At 60.1% G+C, this 17,258-nt stretch carries 17 protein-coding genes; 13 read left to right on the top strand and 4 right to left on the bottom strand.

Features of this window, described 5'->3' with window-relative positions:
• Positions 1-504: 504 nt before the first annotated feature.
• From J5278_RS16455 to visR, 13 genes are all read left to right on the top strand, one after another.
• Positions 505-2,133: a globin-coupled sensor protein gene (locus J5278_RS16455; protein WP_374108242.1), complete on the top strand. Its 1,629-nt coding sequence runs from the start codon at positions 505-507 to the stop codon at positions 2,131-2,133.
• Positions 2,134-2,193: 60 nt separating this feature from the next.
• Positions 2,194-2,490 (top strand): STAS domain-containing protein, encoded by a 297-nt coding sequence (locus J5278_RS16450; protein ID WP_111216772.1) that lies wholly within the window; start codon positions 2,194-2,196, stop codon positions 2,488-2,490.
• Complete coding sequence (gene cheY1, locus J5278_RS16445; RefSeq protein ID WP_111216774.1) at positions 2,487-2,852, top strand: chemotaxis response regulator CheY1; 366 nt, start codon at positions 2,487-2,489, stop codon at positions 2,850-2,852. The genes J5278_RS16450 and cheY1 overlap by 4 nt, the downstream gene beginning before the upstream one ends.
• Before the next feature lie 15 nt (positions 2,853-2,867).
• A complete protein-coding gene (locus J5278_RS16440; RefSeq protein ID WP_142823990.1) occupies positions 2,868-5,135 on the top strand; it encodes a chemotaxis protein CheA in 2,268 nt (755 codons plus the stop codon).
• Positions 5,136-5,139: 4 nt separating this feature from the next.
• The gene (locus tag J5278_RS16435) at positions 5,140-5,607 is read left to right on the top strand and encodes a chemotaxis protein CheW (protein WP_111216778.1); all 468 of its coding nucleotides are present in this window, start codon (positions 5,140-5,142) and stop codon (positions 5,605-5,607) included.
• Positions 5,604-6,512: a protein-glutamate O-methyltransferase CheR gene (cheR, locus tag J5278_RS16430; RefSeq protein ID WP_209182812.1), complete on the top strand. Its 909-nt coding sequence runs from the start codon at positions 5,604-5,606 to the stop codon at positions 6,510-6,512. The genes J5278_RS16435 and cheR overlap by 4 nt, the downstream gene beginning before the upstream one ends.
• Positions 6,509-7,555, top strand: coding sequence for a protein-glutamate O-methylesterase CheB (cheB, locus tag J5278_RS16425; protein ID WP_142823992.1), 1,047 nt, complete (start codon positions 6,509-6,511; stop codon positions 7,553-7,555). Before cheR ends, cheB begins: the two co-directional genes overlap by 4 nt.
• Positions 7,555-7,944, top strand: coding sequence for a response regulator (locus tag J5278_RS16420; protein ID WP_111216784.1), 390 nt, complete (start codon positions 7,555-7,557; stop codon positions 7,942-7,944). The genes cheB and J5278_RS16420 overlap by 1 nt, the downstream gene beginning before the upstream one ends.
• On the top strand, positions 7,941-8,495 hold the full coding sequence (gene cheD, locus J5278_RS16415) for a chemoreceptor glutamine deamidase CheD (RefSeq protein WP_111216786.1): 555 nt from the start codon (positions 7,941-7,943) through the stop codon (positions 8,493-8,495). The genes J5278_RS16420 and cheD overlap by 4 nt, the downstream gene beginning before the upstream one ends.
• Before the next feature lie 16 nt (positions 8,496-8,511).
• A complete protein-coding gene (locus J5278_RS16410; protein ID WP_142823993.1) occupies positions 8,512-8,898 on the top strand; it encodes a hypothetical protein in 387 nt (128 codons plus the stop codon).
• A 162-nt stretch (positions 8,899-9,060) separates the two neighbouring features.
• Positions 9,061-10,752: a flagellar basal-body MS-ring/collar protein FliF gene (gene fliF / locus J5278_RS16405; protein ID WP_142823994.1), complete on the top strand. Its 1,692-nt coding sequence runs from the start codon at positions 9,061-9,063 to the stop codon at positions 10,750-10,752.
• 323 nt (positions 10,753-11,075) lie between these two features.
• Complete coding sequence (gene visN, locus J5278_RS16400; protein ID WP_209182813.1) at positions 11,076-11,816, top strand: transcriptional regulator VisN; 741 nt, start codon at positions 11,076-11,078, stop codon at positions 11,814-11,816.
• 9 nt (positions 11,817-11,825) lie between these two features.
• Positions 11,826-12,569: a transcriptional regulator VisR gene (gene visR / locus J5278_RS16395; protein ID WP_209187329.1), complete on the top strand. Its 744-nt coding sequence runs from the start codon at positions 11,826-11,828 to the stop codon at positions 12,567-12,569.
• Between the two features lie 82 nt (positions 12,570-12,651).
• Here visR and J5278_RS16390 read toward each other — a convergent pair whose 3' ends face one another.
• The 4 genes from J5278_RS16390 to fliG form a co-directional block, all read right to left on the bottom strand.
• A complete protein-coding gene (locus tag J5278_RS16390; protein ID WP_209182815.1) occupies positions 12,652-14,154 on the bottom strand; it encodes a DegQ family serine endoprotease in 1,503 nt (500 codons plus the stop codon).
• Between the two features lie 396 nt (positions 14,155-14,550).
• Positions 14,551-14,991, bottom strand: coding sequence for a hypothetical protein (locus tag J5278_RS16385; protein WP_111216798.1), 441 nt, complete (start codon positions 14,989-14,991; stop codon positions 14,551-14,553).
• Between the two features lie 3 nt (positions 14,992-14,994).
• Positions 14,995-16,074, bottom strand: a complete 1,080-nt coding sequence (flhB, locus tag J5278_RS16380) for a flagellar biosynthesis protein FlhB (protein WP_209182816.1) — start codon at positions 16,072-16,074, stop codon at positions 14,995-14,997.
• Between the two features lie 128 nt (positions 16,075-16,202).
• A complete protein-coding gene (gene fliG / locus J5278_RS16375) occupies positions 16,203-17,243 on the bottom strand; it encodes a flagellar motor switch protein FliG (protein ID WP_209182817.1) in 1,041 nt (346 codons plus the stop codon).
• Between the last annotated feature and the right edge of the window lie 15 nt (positions 17,244-17,258).

Raw genomic sequence — 17,258 nt, 5'->3', positions numbered from 1 at the left:
TGCCGCGAGTCGTCGATGCGGCTCAAAATGGTGAATGCAAACAGCGTTATGCTGGCAATGAGCGTAGCGCTCAGACCAAGAACAATCATTGCTCTTACCTCAAAGGGGCGTGGACGTGACTCTGACTTTACAGTTAGGCCACCAACCTTGCGTGTGACTTGTGGCTCTACTCTAGCAGCAATAATACTTCGCCGCATAAAAGATTTATTCGAATGCGCTCATCTTCGACGGTGTGTTAACCTTCAAGCAAGGAATTAACCATAAACATTGCGTTACACGTCGGAATGGGAAGATGTTGCTCCTCCCCACCAGGCATGACGCCGCCCCCTCGTACCGGATATTGGCCCGGATCTCTCCTAGACAGTTTCAACCTAGATGAACGCGTCGCGCATTGCCGTCGGGTCTCAAGATCCCCAATGCCCGTGCCCCATCGCAGACCGTTGATATTGAACGATTGCATAATTCCGCTGGGACATTCGTCCCGGCATCGCGGCGGGAATGGTTTTGACACAGGACTCGATACCAGAGCAGGGACAAAGGACGCAGGCAGGCAGCCTTCGCGATCGTTTGCGCTTTGCCGGCCTCGATGCCGACCAGTGCGAAGCGCTCCGCCGCCACCGCCCAATGCTCCAGTCGCATCTGAAAGCGGGCCTGCGCGATCTCTTCCACCGCTTCCAGTCCATGCCCGATGCGGCACGAAATTTCACCAGCGAAGCCCAGCTCGAGCGGCTGCACGATCTGCAATCGTCCCATTGGGATGTGCTGACGGATGCGCGCTTCGACAGCCTCTATGCCGAGCGGGTCAAAGTCCTCGCTGATTCCGAAAGCAAGATGGGTCTCGACCCGCGTTGGCACGTTGCCGGCCACGGTGTCATATTGGAGCATCTGCTGGCGGGCGTCATCGGCGATCTCGCCGGTGGTTCGATGTTGCCTGCAAGCAAGCGCCGTGCCCGGGAATCTGCGGAACTTGTGGCAAGCCTCGTCCGGCTTGTCATGGTCGACGTCGAAATCGCCGTGTCGTTGCGCTTCAATGAAATGCGCATCCAGCACCAGCGCACCTTGGCAGAGCAGCGCGTCACCGACCAGGCCGAGGCCCGCGCTATCTTCGCCGATGTCATCAGTGGTCTCGGTGAACGTGACCTGACGGTGCGCGCACCGACCGACGTCCCCGAAGCCTATGCCGAGCTTGTCGCAATGCTCAACACGACGCTCGAAGCCATACAGGGTGAATTCGGTTCGCTCTCCGCCCGTGTGCAGACGATAGAGACCGCCGCAGACCGCATCGCCGTCGACAGCCGCAGCCTCGATACATCAGCCGCCGACCACGCCGGGCAGTTGATCGCCAATGCACGGCTTCTGGCCGGGCTGGCAGATCAGGTGCGCGACAATGCTGCGACGACGCGCTCGGCCGAGCGGGAAGCGGTCAAGACGCGCAAGGCCGCCGAAGACAGTGGCCAGATTGTCGGCGAGGCGATTGCCGCCATGGCTGACATCGAGACCTCCGCCGAAAAGATCGGCCAGATCATCGGCAGCATCGACGAGATTGCCTTTCAGACCAACCTGCTCGCCCTCAATGCCGGCATCGAGGCAGCCCGGGCCGGGGATTCAGGCCGCGGATTTGCTGTCGTCGCCCAGGAAGTGCGGGCTCTAGCCCAGCGCTCCGCCGAGGCCGCCCGCGAGATCAAGACACTGGTGACCGGCACCAAGGCGCAGGTCGTTGCCGGCGTCCAGATGGTTGGCCGCACACAGGATGCCATCGGCGGCATCGTCCTCCAGGTTACCGGTATCAACGACGCCATCTCGGGTATCGCCGATGCGACCGATGCACAGGCAGCCGACCTTCGCGCGGTCACCGCAGAAGTCGACATGCTGGGCACGAAGGTCGCCGCATCGAGCAGCCTTGCCCGCAGTTCGGGCGATGAGGCCGATCACCTCCACACGGTGGTGGTCGAGCTCGGCCAGACGATCCGCGAATTCCGCGTGGCGCGCCAGAAGCAGTTTTCCAGCGACAGGGTTGCGCCGGTACGCCCGGACATCAGGCCCGTCGCACCGCTCGGCGAAGGGGCAGCCGGGGATCACTACGATTTCCCGTTGCGGGTCGCAGGCTTCGGGGGAGACCGGAGTGTCTACTGACGATCGCACCTCTCGGCCGCATGCGTCGAAGACAGAATTCAACCGACAAGGAAGGCAGTAATGGCAGCGAAGAAGGCAGACAAAAAGATCAGCCTGGTGGCAGTGCTGGACCTCAACGAGGCCTCGACGCTCCGCAGCAAGCTCATGGGGCTACGGGGAAACAATGTTGTGGTCGACGCCTCCGGCGTCGAACGGGTCGGCGCCCTCTGCGTCCAGGTGATCATGGCTGCTGCCAAGACCTGGGAAGAGGACAAGCTTTCCTTCACCTTTTCGAAGGTGTCGGATGCATTTCAGAAAACCATGCAGCTGATCGGGGTCAACATAGATCACCTGCTCGCAAAGGAGATCCGGCAATGAAGAAAAAAGTGCTCACCGTGGATGATTCACGGACAATTCGAAACATGCTGCTCGTCACCCTCAACAATGCCGGTTTCGAAACGATCCAGGCAGAGGACGGCATCGAAGGCCTGGAAGTGCTGGAAGGCGCCAATCCTGACGTCATCGTCACCGACATCAACATGCCGCGTCTCGACGGTTTCGGCTTCATCGAAGGTGTCCGCCGCAACGAAAAGTTCCGCGCCATACCGATCCTGGTGCTGACGACGGAAAGCGACGCGGAAAAGAAAAACCGCGCACGCCAGGCCGGCGCCACCGGCTGGATCGTCAAGCCCTTCGACCCGGTCAAACTGATCGATGCTATCGAGCGTGTAACCGCTTAATTAGGATTTCTTCCGATGGATATGAACGAAATCAAAGAGATTTTTTTCCAAGAGTGCGAAGAACAGCTCGCCGAACTGGAATCGGGTCTTCTGAAGTTGAATGATGGCGACCGCGATCCGGAAACCGTCAATGCCGTCTTTCGTGCCGTTCATTCCATCAAGGGTGGGGCAGGGGCTTTCGGTCTCGAAGACCTTGTTGCCTTCGCCCACGTTTTCGAGACGACGCTCGATTGCGTCCGCTCCAACAAGCTTGAGCCGAACCAGGACGTTCTGAAGGTCATGCTGAAGGCGGCCGATGTGCTCGCCGACCTCACCAACGTCGCCCGCGACGGCGGTACCGTCGACCAGAGCAGAAGCCGTGGCCTCGTCAAGGAACTCGAAGCACTGGCTCAGGGCGTCATGCCCTCCGCCTCGTCGCACCACCACGAGGCACCCGCGCCCAAATCTGTCGCGGTTGCTGCTCCCGTTGCTGCGCCCGCACCGAGCGACGACAGCGGCTTCCAGCCTGTGCCCTTTACCTTCGACGAGTTCGACGGCGCCGAGGATGTAGTGGCCGAGTTGCCGCAATACGATATCAGCTTCAAGCCTCGCAACGAGCTCTATGCCAAGGGCAACGACGCGACGCTCTTGCTGCGCGACCTGTCGCGACTGGGCGAGATGAGCATCCGCTGCAACATGCAGACGCTCCCCGCCTTGCAGGATCTCGATGCGGAAGGCGCCTATTTCAGCTGGACGATCTCGATCAAGACCGACAGGGGCGAAGACGCGGTCCGTACCGTATTCGAATTTGCCGAATGGGACTGCGAACTGGAGATCAAGGTCGCTGAAGATCTCGACGCAGCCGTCTCGGCTGAAGAGCTTCCGATGATACCGGTGCCGTTCGATCTCTCGTCGCTTGATGATGACGTTGCACCCGCAGACGATGAAGTGGCGTCCACGCCGGCCGCCGCCGCTGTCATGGCTGCGGACACCGCAAGCAATGTCACGCCTATCGCCTCGGCCGCTGCCCGTGCTGAAAAGAGGGAGCCGCCGGCAGCCGCCGCGAATGCAGCCGGTGCCAACAGCACCGTTGCCGCCGGCCAGACCATCCGCGTCGACCTCGACCGTGTCGACAGGCTTATCAATCTCGTCGGCGAACTGGTCATCAACCAGGCAATGCTCTCGCAGAGCGTCGTCGAGAACGATAGCAACGGTACATCGTCGATCAATATGGGCCTCGAGGAGCTACAGCAGCTCACCCGCGAGATCCAGGACTCGGTCATGGCGATCCGCGCCCAGCCGGTCAAGCCGGTGTTCCAGCGCATGTCGCGTATCGTCCGCGAAATTGCCGACATGACCGGCAAGCAGATCCGTCTCGTTACCGAGGGGGAAAATACCGAAGTCGACAAGACGGTTATCGACAAGCTCGCCGAGCCGCTGACCCACATGATCCGCAATGCCGTCGACCACGGCGTCGAGAGCCCTGAAAAGCGCATCGCGCTCGGCAAGAACCCCGAGGGCACGGTTCGCCTTACGGCCAAGCACCGCTCCGGCCGCATCCTGATCGAACTGGCCGACGATGGCGCCGGAATCAATCGCGAACGTGTCCGCCAGAAGGCTATCGAGAACGAACTGATCCCGTCCGACGCCAATCTGACGGACGAGGAGATCGACAACCTGATCTTCCTTCCAGGCTTCTCGACTGCCGACAAGATCTCCGACATCTCCGGTCGCGGCGTCGGTATGGACGTGGTCAAGCGCTCCATCCAGGCCTTGGGCGGCCGTATCAACATCACGTCCAAGCCGGGCCACGGCTCCGTCTTCACGATGAGCCTGCCGCTGACCCTCGCCGTCCTCGATGGCATGGTGGTGACTGTCGCCGGCCAGACCCTTGTCGTGCCTTTGACCGCCATCGTCGAAACCCTGCAGCCGGAAGCCGCCGCCATCCACTCCTTCGGCGCCAACCATCGCCTGATCTCGATCCGCAATTCCTTCTGCCCGCTGATCGACGTCGGCCGCATCCTGAACTTCCGTGCCACCCAGGCCAACCCGGTCGAAGGCGTCGCACTGCTGGTGGAATCGGAAGGCGGAGGCCAGCGCGCGCTCATGGTCGATGCCATCCAGGGCCAGCGCCAGGTCGTCATCAAGAGCCTCGAGGCCAACTACACCCATGTCCCGGGCATCGCGGCAGCGACAATCCTTGGCGACGGTCGCGTGGCCTTGATCCTGGACGTCGATGCCGTCGTGGCGGCTTCGCGCGGCCAGGCACTGAAGGCCGAGATGTCCTACGCGGCGGCGGGGTAAGATCATGTCCCAACCGCTCAAGGCTGCAGCACAAGGTATGCGCGAACTGATCGCCTTCCGCATCGGCGACCAGGAATTCTGCATCAATGTCATGTCGGTGCGAGAGATCCGCGGCTGGACGCCGGCAACGGGGATCCCGTACGCTCCACCCTATGTCCTCGGTGTCATCAATCTGCGCGGCGTCGTGCTGCCGATCATGGACCTGTCCGCCCGCCTCGGCATGCGGCCATCCGAACCGAGCGTCCGCCACGTCATCATCGTGACGCAGGTGAGAAGGCACACGGTCGGCCTGCTGGTCGAGGCCGTCTCCGACATTCTGACGATCAACGAAGACATTATCCAGCCGACGCCGGAAATGGCGTCCGACCTGCAGAAGCAGTTCGCCCGCGGGATCTTGTCGATCGATCGCCGGATGATCTGCCTGATCGAACTCGAAACCCTGTTCCCCGACATCGAAAGCCAAGCAGCATGAGTGTTATGGGATTTGCAGAAAGCCGGCAGTCGCCCGATGAAGTCCTTGCCAGTGGTGAATATCCGCTGACACGCCGGGACCTGATGGAAGTCGCCGCGATGATCTACGCCGATGCCGGTATCTCGCTCAACGAGACCAAGGCATCGCTCGTTTACTCACGGCTGTCGAAGCATATCCGCAATCTCGGCATTTCCGGCTTTCGCGAATATTGTCAGCTCGTGTCGTCGCCCGCCGGAGCTGCTGCCCGCAGGGAAATGCTGTCGCACCTGACCACCAATTTCACCCGCTTCTTCCGCGAAAATCATCATTTCGACCATCTGCGCACAGAAGTGTTGCCGGGACTGCTCGCCCGTGCCAAGGCCGGCGGCCGGGTGCGGATCTGGTCGGCAGCCAGTTCAGACGGTCAGGAGCCCTATTCGATCGCGCTCACCGTCCTGTCGTTGATGCCGAACGCTGCGGATTACGATTTCCGGATCCTGGCGACCGACATCGATCCGAAGATCTTGGCTATCGCACGCACCGGCGCCTATGACGAAGCGGCTCTCGAGACGGTCTCGCCTGCGATGCGCAAGCAATGGTTCCAGGAAGTCGAGATCCAGGGCCGCAGGAAGTTCCAGGTCGACGATCGCGTCAAGCGGCTGGTCACCTACAACGAATTGAACCTGATGGCACAATGGCCGTTCAAGGGCAATTTCGACGTCATTTTCTGCCGCAACGTCGTCATCTACTTCGACGAGCCGACCCAGGTGAAAATCTGGCAGCGCTTCGCCGGTCTTATGCCGGACAAGGGGCATCTTTATATCGGCCACTCCGAGCGCGTGTCCGGCCCGGCCAAGGACGTCTTCGACAATATCGGCATCACAACCTACCGCTATATCGGCAAAGGCGCGGGGAACAAGTCATGAGCGCTCCGGCCCGCGTCCTTGTCGTCGATGACTCCGCCACCATGCGGGGCCTGATCACGGCCATCCTCAGTTCCGATCCCGGGGTCAACGTCGTTGGCCAGGCGAGCGATGCCTTGGAGGCCCGTGCTGCCATCAAGGAACTCAATCCCGACGTCATCACGCTCGACATCGAGATGCCGAACATGAACGGCCTGGAGTTCCTCGAGAAGATCATGAAGCTTAGGCCGATGCCGGTGATCATGGTATCGACCATGACACACCGGGGCGCCGAGGCGAGCCTCGCGGCACTGGAGATCGGCGCCTTCGATTGCGTCGGCAAACCTGTCGCCGGCGAGCGCAACCCCTTCGGCGATCTCGTCGAAAAAGTGAAGGCTGCGGCCCGCTCGCAGCGCCAGTTTGCCAGCCAGGCGGCCCGCCAGGCTCCGGTAACGCCAACTGCCGTCGCCGACTTCCGGGTCGGCCGGAAGATCGTTGCCATCGGCTCGTCGACAGGTGGTGTAGAGGCGCTGATCGCCGTTCTGCAGAAATTCCCGGCAAACTGTCCGCCGACCGTTATTACCCAGCACATGCCGCAGACCTTTACCAAAAGCTTTGCCGAGCGGCTGAACCGTCTCTGCGCACCGGTGGTGCAGGAAGCCACCGACGGTGCACGGCTGGAGATCGGCAAGATCTATCTCGCCCCCGGTGGCGAGCGTCATCTGCAGGTCGCCAGTGCCTCGGCGCCGCATTGCCGCCTGATCGACCGCGATCCGGTAAACGGTCATCGCCCCTCCGTAGACGTCCTGTTCGATTCGGTTGCAGAACTGGCCGGGCGCAACGCCGTGGGTGTGATCCTGACCGGTATGGGTCGTGACGGGGCCGCAGGTTTACTAAAAATGCGCCATGCTGGTGCAAGAACCATCGGACAGAACGAAAAAACCTGCGTTGTTTACGGAATGCCAAGAGTTGCACACGAACTTGGCGCGGTTGAGCAGCAGCTTGCACTGTCTGCCATCGGTGACGAAATATTGAAAATGACAGCCGCCCGAAAGGAGAGCGAATAATGTCTCTTGCGGAGAAAATCAAAGTCCTGATCGTTGATGATCAGGTCACCAGCCGCCTACTCTTGAGTGATGCCTTGACCCAACTCGGCTTCAAGCAAATCACGTCGGCTGGCGACGGCGAACAGGGGATGAAGATCATGGCGCAACAGCCCCATCATCTTGTCATCTCTGACTTCAACATGCCGAAGATGGACGGCCTGGGCTTGCTCCAGGCGGTCCGGACGAATCCGGCCACCAAGAAAGCCGCGTTCATCATCCTGACCGCGCAGGGCGACCGTGCCCTGGTGCAGAAGGCGGCGGCCCTGGGTGCAAACAACGTTCTCGCCAAGCCCTTTACCATCGAGAAGATGAAGGCGGCTATCGAGGCTGTGTTTGGAGCCCTGAAATGATCACCGAGGGTGCAGTCCGGCGCGTGCACATCATACAAGGCGAGTACAAGGTTCTCAGCGACCCGGATGCGGTGCTGTCGACCATTCTCGGCTCGTGCGTGGCTGCATGTTTGCGTGATCCTGTCGCCGGTGTCGGCGGCATGAACCACTTTCTGTTGCCGGGCAATGCCGGCTCGCCGATGACCGGCGGAGATGCGACGCGCTATGGCGTCCATCTCATGGAATTGCTGATCAACGGGCTCCTTAAGCAGGGAGCCCGCCGCGATCGGCTGGAAGCCAAGATATTTGGGGGTGCGAAGACGATTGCGACCTTCTCGAATGTCGGCGAACAGAATGCCGCATTTGCCGTGCAGTTCCTGCGTGACGAAGGCATTCGTGTTGTCGGCTCCAGCACGGGGGGCGACCACGGGCGCAAGGTTGAATTCTGGCCGGTATCGGGTCGGGCGCGGCAATATCCGCTGACCGGTGCCGAAACCAAGAAGACGGTCGATCTTGAGCGCCGTCCGGTCGTTGCGGCCAGGCCTGTCGAAAACACGGTCGAATTCTTTTGAAAAGCGAGGTCTACTCATGAACGCTATCTCGTCAACGGAGGCTTCGACTGTCGAGGAGGCGCTGCCCGCCATCCTCATGCGGATAGTTTCTGAGTTGCATGACGTCGCCTACCTGATCGAGCGCATCGAGCCGCAACTGCTGGAACTGAAGGGCATCGACGCGCAGTCGCCGGATTCCATGAAGGTCATGCAGGGCATCGATCTCGCCGTGCAGAAAACCCGCGGCATCGCCGAGTTCATCGATACCTTCACGGCTGAAATTCCGGAAGCGTGGATCGTCGACGTCGCGACCGCACTGAGCCTGGTGAAGCTCTCCGAAATGCAGAGGGCCCTCGGCGGCGGAGTTCGTCACGGCCATTCGCAGCCGCTAAGTAAGGCTGCCGGCGACTTCGACTTCTTCTAGTCGCCACGAAAATCGAAACGCAAGACGCGGCCTCCCGCGGCTTACTCCGAGCCCGCGCAAACGCCGACTGCGTTGGAAGAAACGCTCGCGCAAGCTTCGCTGCCTATCTTCGCTGCAGGGCACAAAGCCAGTTTGGTCTTTGACGAAGCGTGCGAGAACAGAATGAATCTGTTAAATCAACTACTTCAGATATTGAAGAATGTTCAGAATCTAGGCCGAAACCGCCTTATGGCGTTGGGCGGCGTCGCAGTGCTTTCCATTGCCGTGGTTCTGGGCGCAGCCCTTTACGTCAATAAGCCCGCCCAGGAGACGCTTTACGTCGGCCTGGACAAGCCGGACCTCAACCAGATCAGCATCGCGCTTGCAGAAGCAAATATCGCATTCCAGGTCGGCACCGACGGTACCAGCGTCACCGTTCCTGCAGGCACCACAGGCAAGGCACGTCTGCTGCTCGCCGAAAAAGGCCTCCCCAACAGCACCAATGCCGGCTACGAACTGTTTGACAATGTCGGCTCTCTCGGCCTGACCTCCTTCATGCAGGAAGTCACTCGCGTTCGCGCTCTCGAAGGTGAGATCGGTCGCACCATCACCTCGATCAACGGCATCAGCGCCGCCCGCGTTCACATCGTCATGCCCGATGTCGGCAACTTTCGCAAAGCCGGGCAAAAGCCCACAGCCTCCGTCATGATCCGCGCCGGCTCCGAAGCCGGCCGCAAGTCTGCCCAGTCCATTCGCCATCTCGTCGCCTCGGCCGTGCCCGGCCTCGAAGTCGACGACGTTACGATCCTGGATTCCACCGGCCAACTGCTCGCCTCCGGCGACGATCCGGGCAACAATGCCCTCAACCGCAACCTCGGCATTGTCCAGAACGTCCAGAGCGAGGTCGAGAAGAACATCGACAAGGCGCTTGCTCCGTTCCTCGGTATGGACAATTTCCGCTCCAGCGTCACGGCGCAGCTGAATACGGACACGCAGCAGATCCAGTCGACGGTCTACGATCCGGAGTCCAAGGTCGAGCGCTCGGTCCGCACCACCAAAGAAAACCAGAAATCACAGCAGCAGCAGTCCGACACGGCTGCAACGGTCGAACAGAACATCCCCCAGGCGGCGCCCGCATCGGGTGGCGCCAGCCCGCAAAACAGTGACCAGACCGACAAGAAAGACGAGCAGACCAACTACGAGATCAACAGCACGACAACGGCCACGGTCCGTAACAGCTACAAGCTCGAGAAGCTTTCGGTCGCCGTCGTCGTTAACAAGGGTCGCATCGCCAAGATGGTTGGTGAACCCGCCGATCAGGCGAAGATCGACGCCTATATCGCCGACATGCAGAAGATCGTGGCGACGGCTGCCGGCCTCGACCCCAAGCGCGGCGATATCATTACCGTCAACGCCATGGATTTCCTCGACACCCAGTTGCTCGACGACACGGCCTCGAGCCCCGGCATCATGGACATGCTGAGCCGCAACATGGCTGGCATCATCAACTCGCTCGCCTTCGTCGTCGTCGCCTTCCTGATCATCATGATGGGCTTCCGTCCTTTGATCCGCTCGGTAGCCGGTGGACGCCTGGCCGGGACAGAAGCCGATAGCGCCCTTCCAGATGCAGCAGGCCTGGAACTGCCGGACTTTGCACCGGGCGGTGCCGGCGCCGGGGGTGCCCTGATGGACGGCTTCGGCTCCGACTTCGGCTTCGACAGCACCGACGACCTGCTGACGATGGGCGACGACGACGGCAACTTCAATCGCCGTGTCAAGGAAGGCCCGGAACGTCGCCTGTCGCGCATGGTGGAAATGAGCGAAGAACGCGCGGCGAAAATCCTCCGAAAATGGGCAGTCGACGTCGCCGCCTGACACAAGGGCCGGGTTCATTCCCGGCCTTTTTTCGTGATCGGCCTGATGCCTTCGTTCTTTGCAAAAGCCGGCCATTGATGGTTTTGCAGAATCGTTTTAACGTTCAATCGGGGTGTGGATTGAGGGGCCGGTTTTGATCAGATACTCAAAATACAGAGAATAGATGCTTCCGAAATCCTTAGAACTTGGAGGTCCGCTGCTCCAGGGTGTACGTTTGTTTATAGTGATTCGGGGACAGAGAGTTAAAGCACTCAAGGTCAGATTTAGTCCAGGCAGGACGTCCTAGCGCCCACGTTAAACGTTTAACATGGCAGGAAATGCAAATGGACATGAATATACTTCAGGCCAGCCGCAGCGAAGGGGATGTTATTATCCCAACGCTTCCCGCCAAGAGCATGACACGTGACCAGCTGATCTTGCGTCTCATGGACGTCGCAGGCTCCCCCTACATCCATTCGGGCTTGCGCGCCCTGACCGATTATATCGGCGCCTCCCACTATATGCTCGCCCGCTGCGACCTGCTCCAGGAAAGCGGCCTCGATTTCGTCATGTCGTCCGACTGGCCGTTCGATCTTGTCCGGCGTCTGGCATCCGATCTCGTCGGCGCCTACGTGCGGACCACCGAGCTTGAGAAGTGCATGTTGCTTTTCCAGCCGAGCTTTTCGGTTTTGCCAGACGACGTGACCTTGCCGGAAGGCTCGAGCCGCCAGTACTGCTCGCTGACACTCAATGTCGGCCGCACCCGGCTGTCGCTGATGCTGCTCTATCGCGACGGTTTTATCCTGTCGCCCGAGCGACTTCGTGAAGTCGGGTTGCTGACGGCCTATTTCGCGAGCTTCGGTCATTGCATCGAGGGCAAGGGCGAGCGCAGTTTCGAATTGACGGACCGGGAGCTGGAATGCCTGTTCTGGATCGCCGAGGGCAAGACGAGCGACGAAATCGCCATGATTCTCGGTATCTCACGCAACACGATCAACAATTACATAACCAGCGTCATGCGCAAGACCGCAACCAAGACCCGGTCCGAAGCGATCGCGTTTGCGGTCAGAAACAATCTGGTCTGAGGGGTCACGATGAAATACGCGCCGGACAGAACGACCGTATCGCGCGAACTGAAGATGACGCGGGTTCACCGTATCTCCAGCCGTTCCGACCTCTTTCCTCGCCTGGTCGCGATGCAAAAGCTCATCGACGCCCAGAATTTCGCAATTTACCGGGTCGCCGGTTCTGGCCTTCCCAACAGGCTGCGTCTTGTCTGTGAGCTGGAAAACTTCGGTCCGGCCAATCCGCTGGTCACGAAGGCCATTCTCGACGCTTATGGCGACGACATGCTGGAGCATCTCGAAAAATCGTTGTTGCCGCTCATGTGGAACGGCGTCGATGACGAGAGCACAGCGGAAGCCATCGATTTTGCCTCGTTCACATTGCGCCTGAAATCCAAGATGCTGCCCTATGCCGGCATCGCTTTCCCCGTCCGGCTGGGAACTGTCGGCAATGGCATCGTCCTGTTCACCGCTAATTTCATTGACGTCAGCAGCGACGTCATCGTCGACCTGCATGGTCGAAGCTGCCAGATCATGATGGATCTGCTATCGCTGGACGAACGGCGCAACTCGGCCGTGGAATCCCTGAGCGAACGGGAAATCGCCTGCCTGCAACTGGCTGGAGACGGACGGATCAGTGAAGAAATTGCGGACAAGCTTGGCCTCTCCGTGCACACGGTCAACGCCTATCTCGGCTCGGCAACGATCAAGCTCGACAGTGTCAACCGCATCCAGGCAATCGCGAAGTCCATCCGGCTTGGCTATATCAGCTGACATCACCGTCATCCATTCGGCCCGCAGGCCGAAACGCGCTTCACCCGGCGTGTGCCGGGTGAAGCTTGAGCTCTGGACAGTATCAGGCAGCGGCGAAAGGCACGGCCACGAAGGTCTTTGTGCCGTCCCGTTCGATCATCAGCAGAACTGACTTGCGACCGGCCTTGCTGGCCTGCGCCACCTCCGCCTGAACGTCATGGGCGTTGCGGGCCGGCTTCTGGTTGACCGAGACGATCACATCGCCTGGCTGGATGCCGGCGGACGCTGCAGCCTTGTCGGGATTGACGCTTTCCACCACGACGCCTGTGACGCTATCGGGAAGATTGAGCGACTGGCGAACTTCCGGCGTCAGTTCCGCAAGGCCGATGCCCAGCGCAGGCTTGTGGCTCTGCTGCATGTCGCCGCTCTCGACGGAAGCCTGCTCGTCGCCCTTGTCGTTACCGCCAACCGTTACCGGCAGGTCAACGGACTTGCCGTCGCGCCACACGGTCAGGCTCTCTTTCGTGCCCGGCGACAGGTCGGCTACGAAGCGCGACAGGTCCTTCGGCATTTTCACGGTCCTGCCGCCAAGTCCGGTGATGATGTCGCCGCTCTTGACGCCGGCATTTGCGGCCGGTGTCCCGTCGCTTACCTGCGCAACCAGGGCGCCCTGCGGCTGGTTGAGGCCGACGGCTTCGGCGATATCCTGCGTCACCGGCTGAATTTCTACGCCGAGATAGCCATGGTCGATCGAGCCGCTCTTCTCGAGCTTGGCGACGATGGTCTTGGCCTCGTCTGACGGAATTGCGAAGCCGACGCCGACGCTGCCGCCGTTCGGCGAGTAGATGGCCGTATTGATGCCGACCACCTGGCCGTTGCTATCGACCAGCGGACCGCCGGAATTGCCGTGGTTGATCGGCGCATCGATCTGGATGAAATCGTCGTAGGGGCCGCTGTGCAGGTCGCGGCCACGGGCGGAAACGATGCCGGCGGTGACCGTCGTGCCGATGCCGAAGGGATTGCCGATGGCGAGAATCTGGTCGCCGAGCTTCAGCTTGTCAGAATCGCCCCAAGCGATGGTGGCAAGGGGCTTGGGAGACTGGATCTTGATGACTGCGAGGTCGGACTTGGGATCGGCGCCGAGCAGCTTGGCCGGCAGTTCCCTCCCGTCATCGAGTGTCACCTTGATGTCGATGGCTTTGTCGATCACATGGTTGTTGGTGACGATCACGCCGTCCGAGCTGATGATGAAGCCGGAACCGAGTGCCTGGCTGTGACCCTGGCGGCCCTGCGGCGCCTGCTGCGGCATCGGCATGCCCTGGCCACCGAAGAACTGGCGGAACTGCTGGTCCATCGGCGAACTGTCGCTGTCGTCGCTGACATTGTCGGCTTTCATCGTCGTGGTGATGGTGACGACCGCAGGCTTGTCGGCGCTGACGATCGGCGCAAACGAACCGTTGGCGGCGATGATCCCGCCGACGGCGCCTGATTGGCCTGCAGCATTGGCGGCCGTGCCATTGAAGACCAGCGGCAGCGAGGCCGCGCCAAGGATGAAAGCAGCGCCAACGAGGGCTGCAGTACGGTGTCTCTGAAGAATTGACGACATGATATTGGTCCCTTGCGAGCGTGTGAACACGATGCCGGGCCGCCTGTCTCGCGTTAGCGGTCGATTGCATCAAAGGTTCGGGCAGGTCTGCCATGCAGCAGATGGGTTCGCCTGAACTTCGACGCCAAGTAATAGCCCGCTCGAAACAGGTGTCATGTTAAACATAAATAATCAGAATATGGCGGATATGACCACATTTTTGCCTATAAAGCGGGATTAGAGGCCGGAGTTACAGAAAAGTAATTCAAATCGCAGCCAGCATTACTTGACGGCAATGTTGGCCGCCATGCCGTGTAATGCTTCAGGGATGTGGGGCTGAACACGCTTGAAAAAAAACCAAGGCGACGGTCATGCGTCGCCTTGGTTTCGGATTTGGATGTCGGCAGTTCAGACGCTTCAGGCGTTCATCGCCGGGGATGTCGGTATGGTGTAACGTGCCTGGCTGAGGCTCTGGGCGAGCATAGCCGTATTTTCGTCCGGATCGCTCGACGGATTGTCGAAGGCGATGTGGTTGATCTCCACGCCGGCATGGTGTTCGGTCAACGCCAGCTTGGCGTAGACGGTTATGCCGACCGGTTTGATCTCGAGGTCGATGCTGACTTCCGCCGGGCCGCCCCATTCGAGGGCATAGTCGCCCCCTAGGCCAAAATTGACCGTGCCCGGAAGGAAGTAGAGTTCTGCGGCAGAGGCAACCAGGTCGGCAAGGTTGCCATAGGATTCAAAACGCAGCAGGGAAATCAGGTCCGCTGCGTCAAGCAGTCTCAGTTCGCTTGCCACAGGGCTAATGGCCTCGGCAAGGATCTGTTCGCGTTTTTCGGAGTAGGGGCATCTTTTCATTCGTTATGGTACCCGCTTATTATTTGATTTCGCCGCATAGATACGATGAATCAGTTCTGCGACGGCCTTAAAAAATACTGACGGGATGACACTATCGACCGAGACTTGCGCAAACATGGAGCGCGCCAGCGGCGGATCCTCGAACACGGGGATGTTGTTTTCCTCGGCAATTTCCCTGATTCTGAGTGCAATCAGGTCCTGGCCTTTGGCAACGACCACCGGCGCATCGTTTTCCGACCTGACGTAGCGCAGCGCCACGGCAAAGTGGGTCGGGTTGGCGATGACAAGTGTTGCGCGCGAAACGTTCTTCATCATGCGCCGGCGAGCCCTGTCGCGGGCGATCGATCTCTGGCGGGCCTTGACGATAGGGTCGCCCTGCGACTGCTTGAATTCGTCCTTGACGTCCTGCTTCGTCATGCGCAGCTGGTCGTACCAATGGTAGCGCGTCCAGAACAAGTCGATGATACCGACGATCGCGGTCGCCAGCAGCACGACCACGAGGATCTTCTTGATGATGCTCGCAAGCCGGACGAAAATCGTCTGTGGATCGGAAAACATCGAATCGATCGAGCTGAAGAACTCGCTGCGCAGCACGAAAAACATGATGATCCCGACAACGACGATCTTCATCATCGATTTGCCGAATTCCACCAGTCCGGGGACGCTGAAGATGCGCTTCCAGCCGGCAACGGGCGAAATGCGCGATATCTGCGGCCGGATGCGATCGAGCACGGGTGAGGGCAGGTGCTGGGCGACCGAGGAACTGATGCCGAACAGGAAGAACAGCACGACCGCCGGCAGCAGCAGGTTGCCAACTTCCCAGCCGATCTTGACGAACAGCGACATCACGTCCGAGCCGGTTTCCAGGCTCCATTGGTCCGGATTTTCGAACAGGTCGCGAAGCACCTGGCCCATCCGGGCCATCCGATCCGGCAGGAAGAAGATCATGTAGATGAATGTGGCAAGCATGGAGGCAAACAGCGTTGCCTCCCGTGACATCGGGATATTGCCCTTGTCTGTCGCTTCCCGAAGTTTTTTCTCGGTCGGATTTTCGGTCTTGCTGTCTTTGTCCTCGTCGGCCAAATCCGCTGCCCTTTTCAAACCGAAAGGCCGCGCATCATGCGCAGCCTGATATTTGGGGGAGTCTAGACCTCCCGGTCGCCGGGTTCAACTCGGGCTATGTGCCGTAACGGCCTTGTCAACAGCTGCGGTTAAGCGGCCTCGGTGTCGGCAACGACGGGTTCCTTGAGTTGGATCTGGCCGGAATTGGCCAGCCGGATCGCTTCCTGGGCAATTGCGCGGCGGGCGATGGCGATCTCGCGCGGGTTGATGCCGTTCGTACCGGCAGCAAGGTCCGATTCGATCATGCGGCGCTGACGCGGGCTGATCGAGGCAAGCACCGTCTCGCGCATCTCGCTGGAAGACCCGCGCAAGGCCATCGTCAGGATGTCTGCGGAGATGTCGTTGAGCAGCAGGACGCGGCCGCGCTGCGGCATCAGCATCAGGTCGTCGAACAGGAAGATCTTCGGGCGTACCTTGTCGACAGAAGCCTGGCTCAACGTTTCGAGCGAGCTCAGTAGCGTATCGACCTGCGGCTTCTCCATTTCGTTCATCAGTTCCGCAACCTTGGCCGAGCCGCCTGCGTTGCGTTCCATCTCGATCTCCGCCAACAGCGCCACGACGCGGTTTTCGATGATCTGTGCCGCCTTCGGACTGACGTCCTTGAGGTTGACAGTCCGGTTCATGATGTCGGCGCGCTGGGCGTCGGGGATCTGCATCAACACCTTGGCGCCGAACGACGATGGCATCATCGACAGGATGTAGGCGATGGTCTGCGGATGTTCTTTCAGGAGGAAGCTGCCGACAAAAGCCGGTTCGCCTTCGCCGAGGCGGTCCCAGATCGACGTTTCGAAGGCCTGGAAGGCTGTGCGACGGCCGAGCAGGCTGTCGACTTCGTCTGGCGTCAGGCCCTCCTCGAGAATGCTCTCGATGGCCTTGGCGTTATCCATCAGACCGGCACCCTCGGTGAACAGGTCTTCGAATTCGGCAACGAGGATCGCCAGTTCATCCGGGGGAATGGGGCGCAGCGACTGGGCGGACGAAATGATCAGCTGCAATTCGTGCTGGGTAAAATATTTCAACAAACGTCCCGCGACCTCCTTGCCCATGGCAAGAAGGACGGCCGCGGCTTTTTCAGCCTGAGATAACGGTTTCTCGGCTACAGCGCCGCCGAAATCGTCAAAGTCCATCATGGTCTTCTCCGTCCC

Source organism: Rhizobium sp. B21/90, from assembly GCF_019355815.1.
Classification (GTDB): Bacteria; Pseudomonadota; Alphaproteobacteria; order Rhizobiales; family Rhizobiaceae; genus Rhizobium; species Rhizobium rhododendri.
Note: the sequence above shows the minus strand (reverse complement) of the source record. Positions and strands in the feature narration are given on the sequence as shown.

What these genes read in the sequence shown, in the direction of transcription:
- J5278_RS16440 (WP_142823990.1), top strand. Translation starts at nt 2,868, where the DNA reads ATGGATATGAACGAAATCAAAGAGATTTTTTTCCAAGAGTGCGAAGAA.
- J5278_RS16410 (WP_142823993.1), top strand. Translation starts at nt 8,512, where the DNA reads ATGAACGCTATCTCGTCAACGGAGGCTTCGACTGTCGAGGAGGCGCTG.
- J5278_RS16390 (WP_209182815.1), bottom strand. Translation starts at nt 14,154, where the DNA reads ATGTCGTCAATTCTTCAGAGACACCGTACTGCAGCCCTCGTTGGCGCT.
- fliF (WP_142823994.1), top strand. Translation starts at nt 9,061, where the DNA reads ATGAATCTGTTAAATCAACTACTTCAGATATTGAAGAATGTTCAGAAT.
- J5278_RS16420 (WP_111216784.1), top strand. Translation starts at nt 7,555, where the DNA reads ATGTCTCTTGCGGAGAAAATCAAAGTCCTGATCGTTGATGATCAGGTC.
- fliG (WP_209182817.1), bottom strand. Translation starts at nt 17,243, where the DNA reads ATGATGGACTTTGACGATTTCGGCGGCGCTGTAGCCGAGAAACCGTTA.
- cheR (WP_209182812.1), top strand. Translation starts at nt 5,604, where the DNA reads ATGAGTGTTATGGGATTTGCAGAAAGCCGGCAGTCGCCCGATGAAGTC.
- cheY1 (WP_111216774.1), top strand. Translation starts at nt 2,487, where the DNA reads ATGAAGAAAAAAGTGCTCACCGTGGATGATTCACGGACAATTCGAAAC.
- J5278_RS16385 (WP_111216798.1), bottom strand. Translation starts at nt 14,991, where the DNA reads ATGAAAAGATGCCCCTACTCCGAAAAACGCGAACAGATCCTTGCCGAG.
- cheD (WP_111216786.1), top strand. Translation starts at nt 7,941, where the DNA reads ATGATCACCGAGGGTGCAGTCCGGCGCGTGCACATCATACAAGGCGAG.
- visN (WP_209182813.1), top strand. Translation starts at nt 11,076, where the DNA reads ATGGACATGAATATACTTCAGGCCAGCCGCAGCGAAGGGGATGTTATT.
- cheB (WP_142823992.1), top strand. Translation starts at nt 6,509, where the DNA reads ATGAGCGCTCCGGCCCGCGTCCTTGTCGTCGATGACTCCGCCACCATG.
- visR (WP_209187329.1), top strand. Translation starts at nt 11,826, where the DNA reads ATGAAATACGCGCCGGACAGAACGACCGTATCGCGCGAACTGAAGATG.
- J5278_RS16435 (WP_111216778.1), top strand. Translation starts at nt 5,140, where the DNA reads ATGTCCCAACCGCTCAAGGCTGCAGCACAAGGTATGCGCGAACTGATC.
- J5278_RS16450 (WP_111216772.1), top strand. Translation starts at nt 2,194, where the DNA reads ATGGCAGCGAAGAAGGCAGACAAAAAGATCAGCCTGGTGGCAGTGCTG.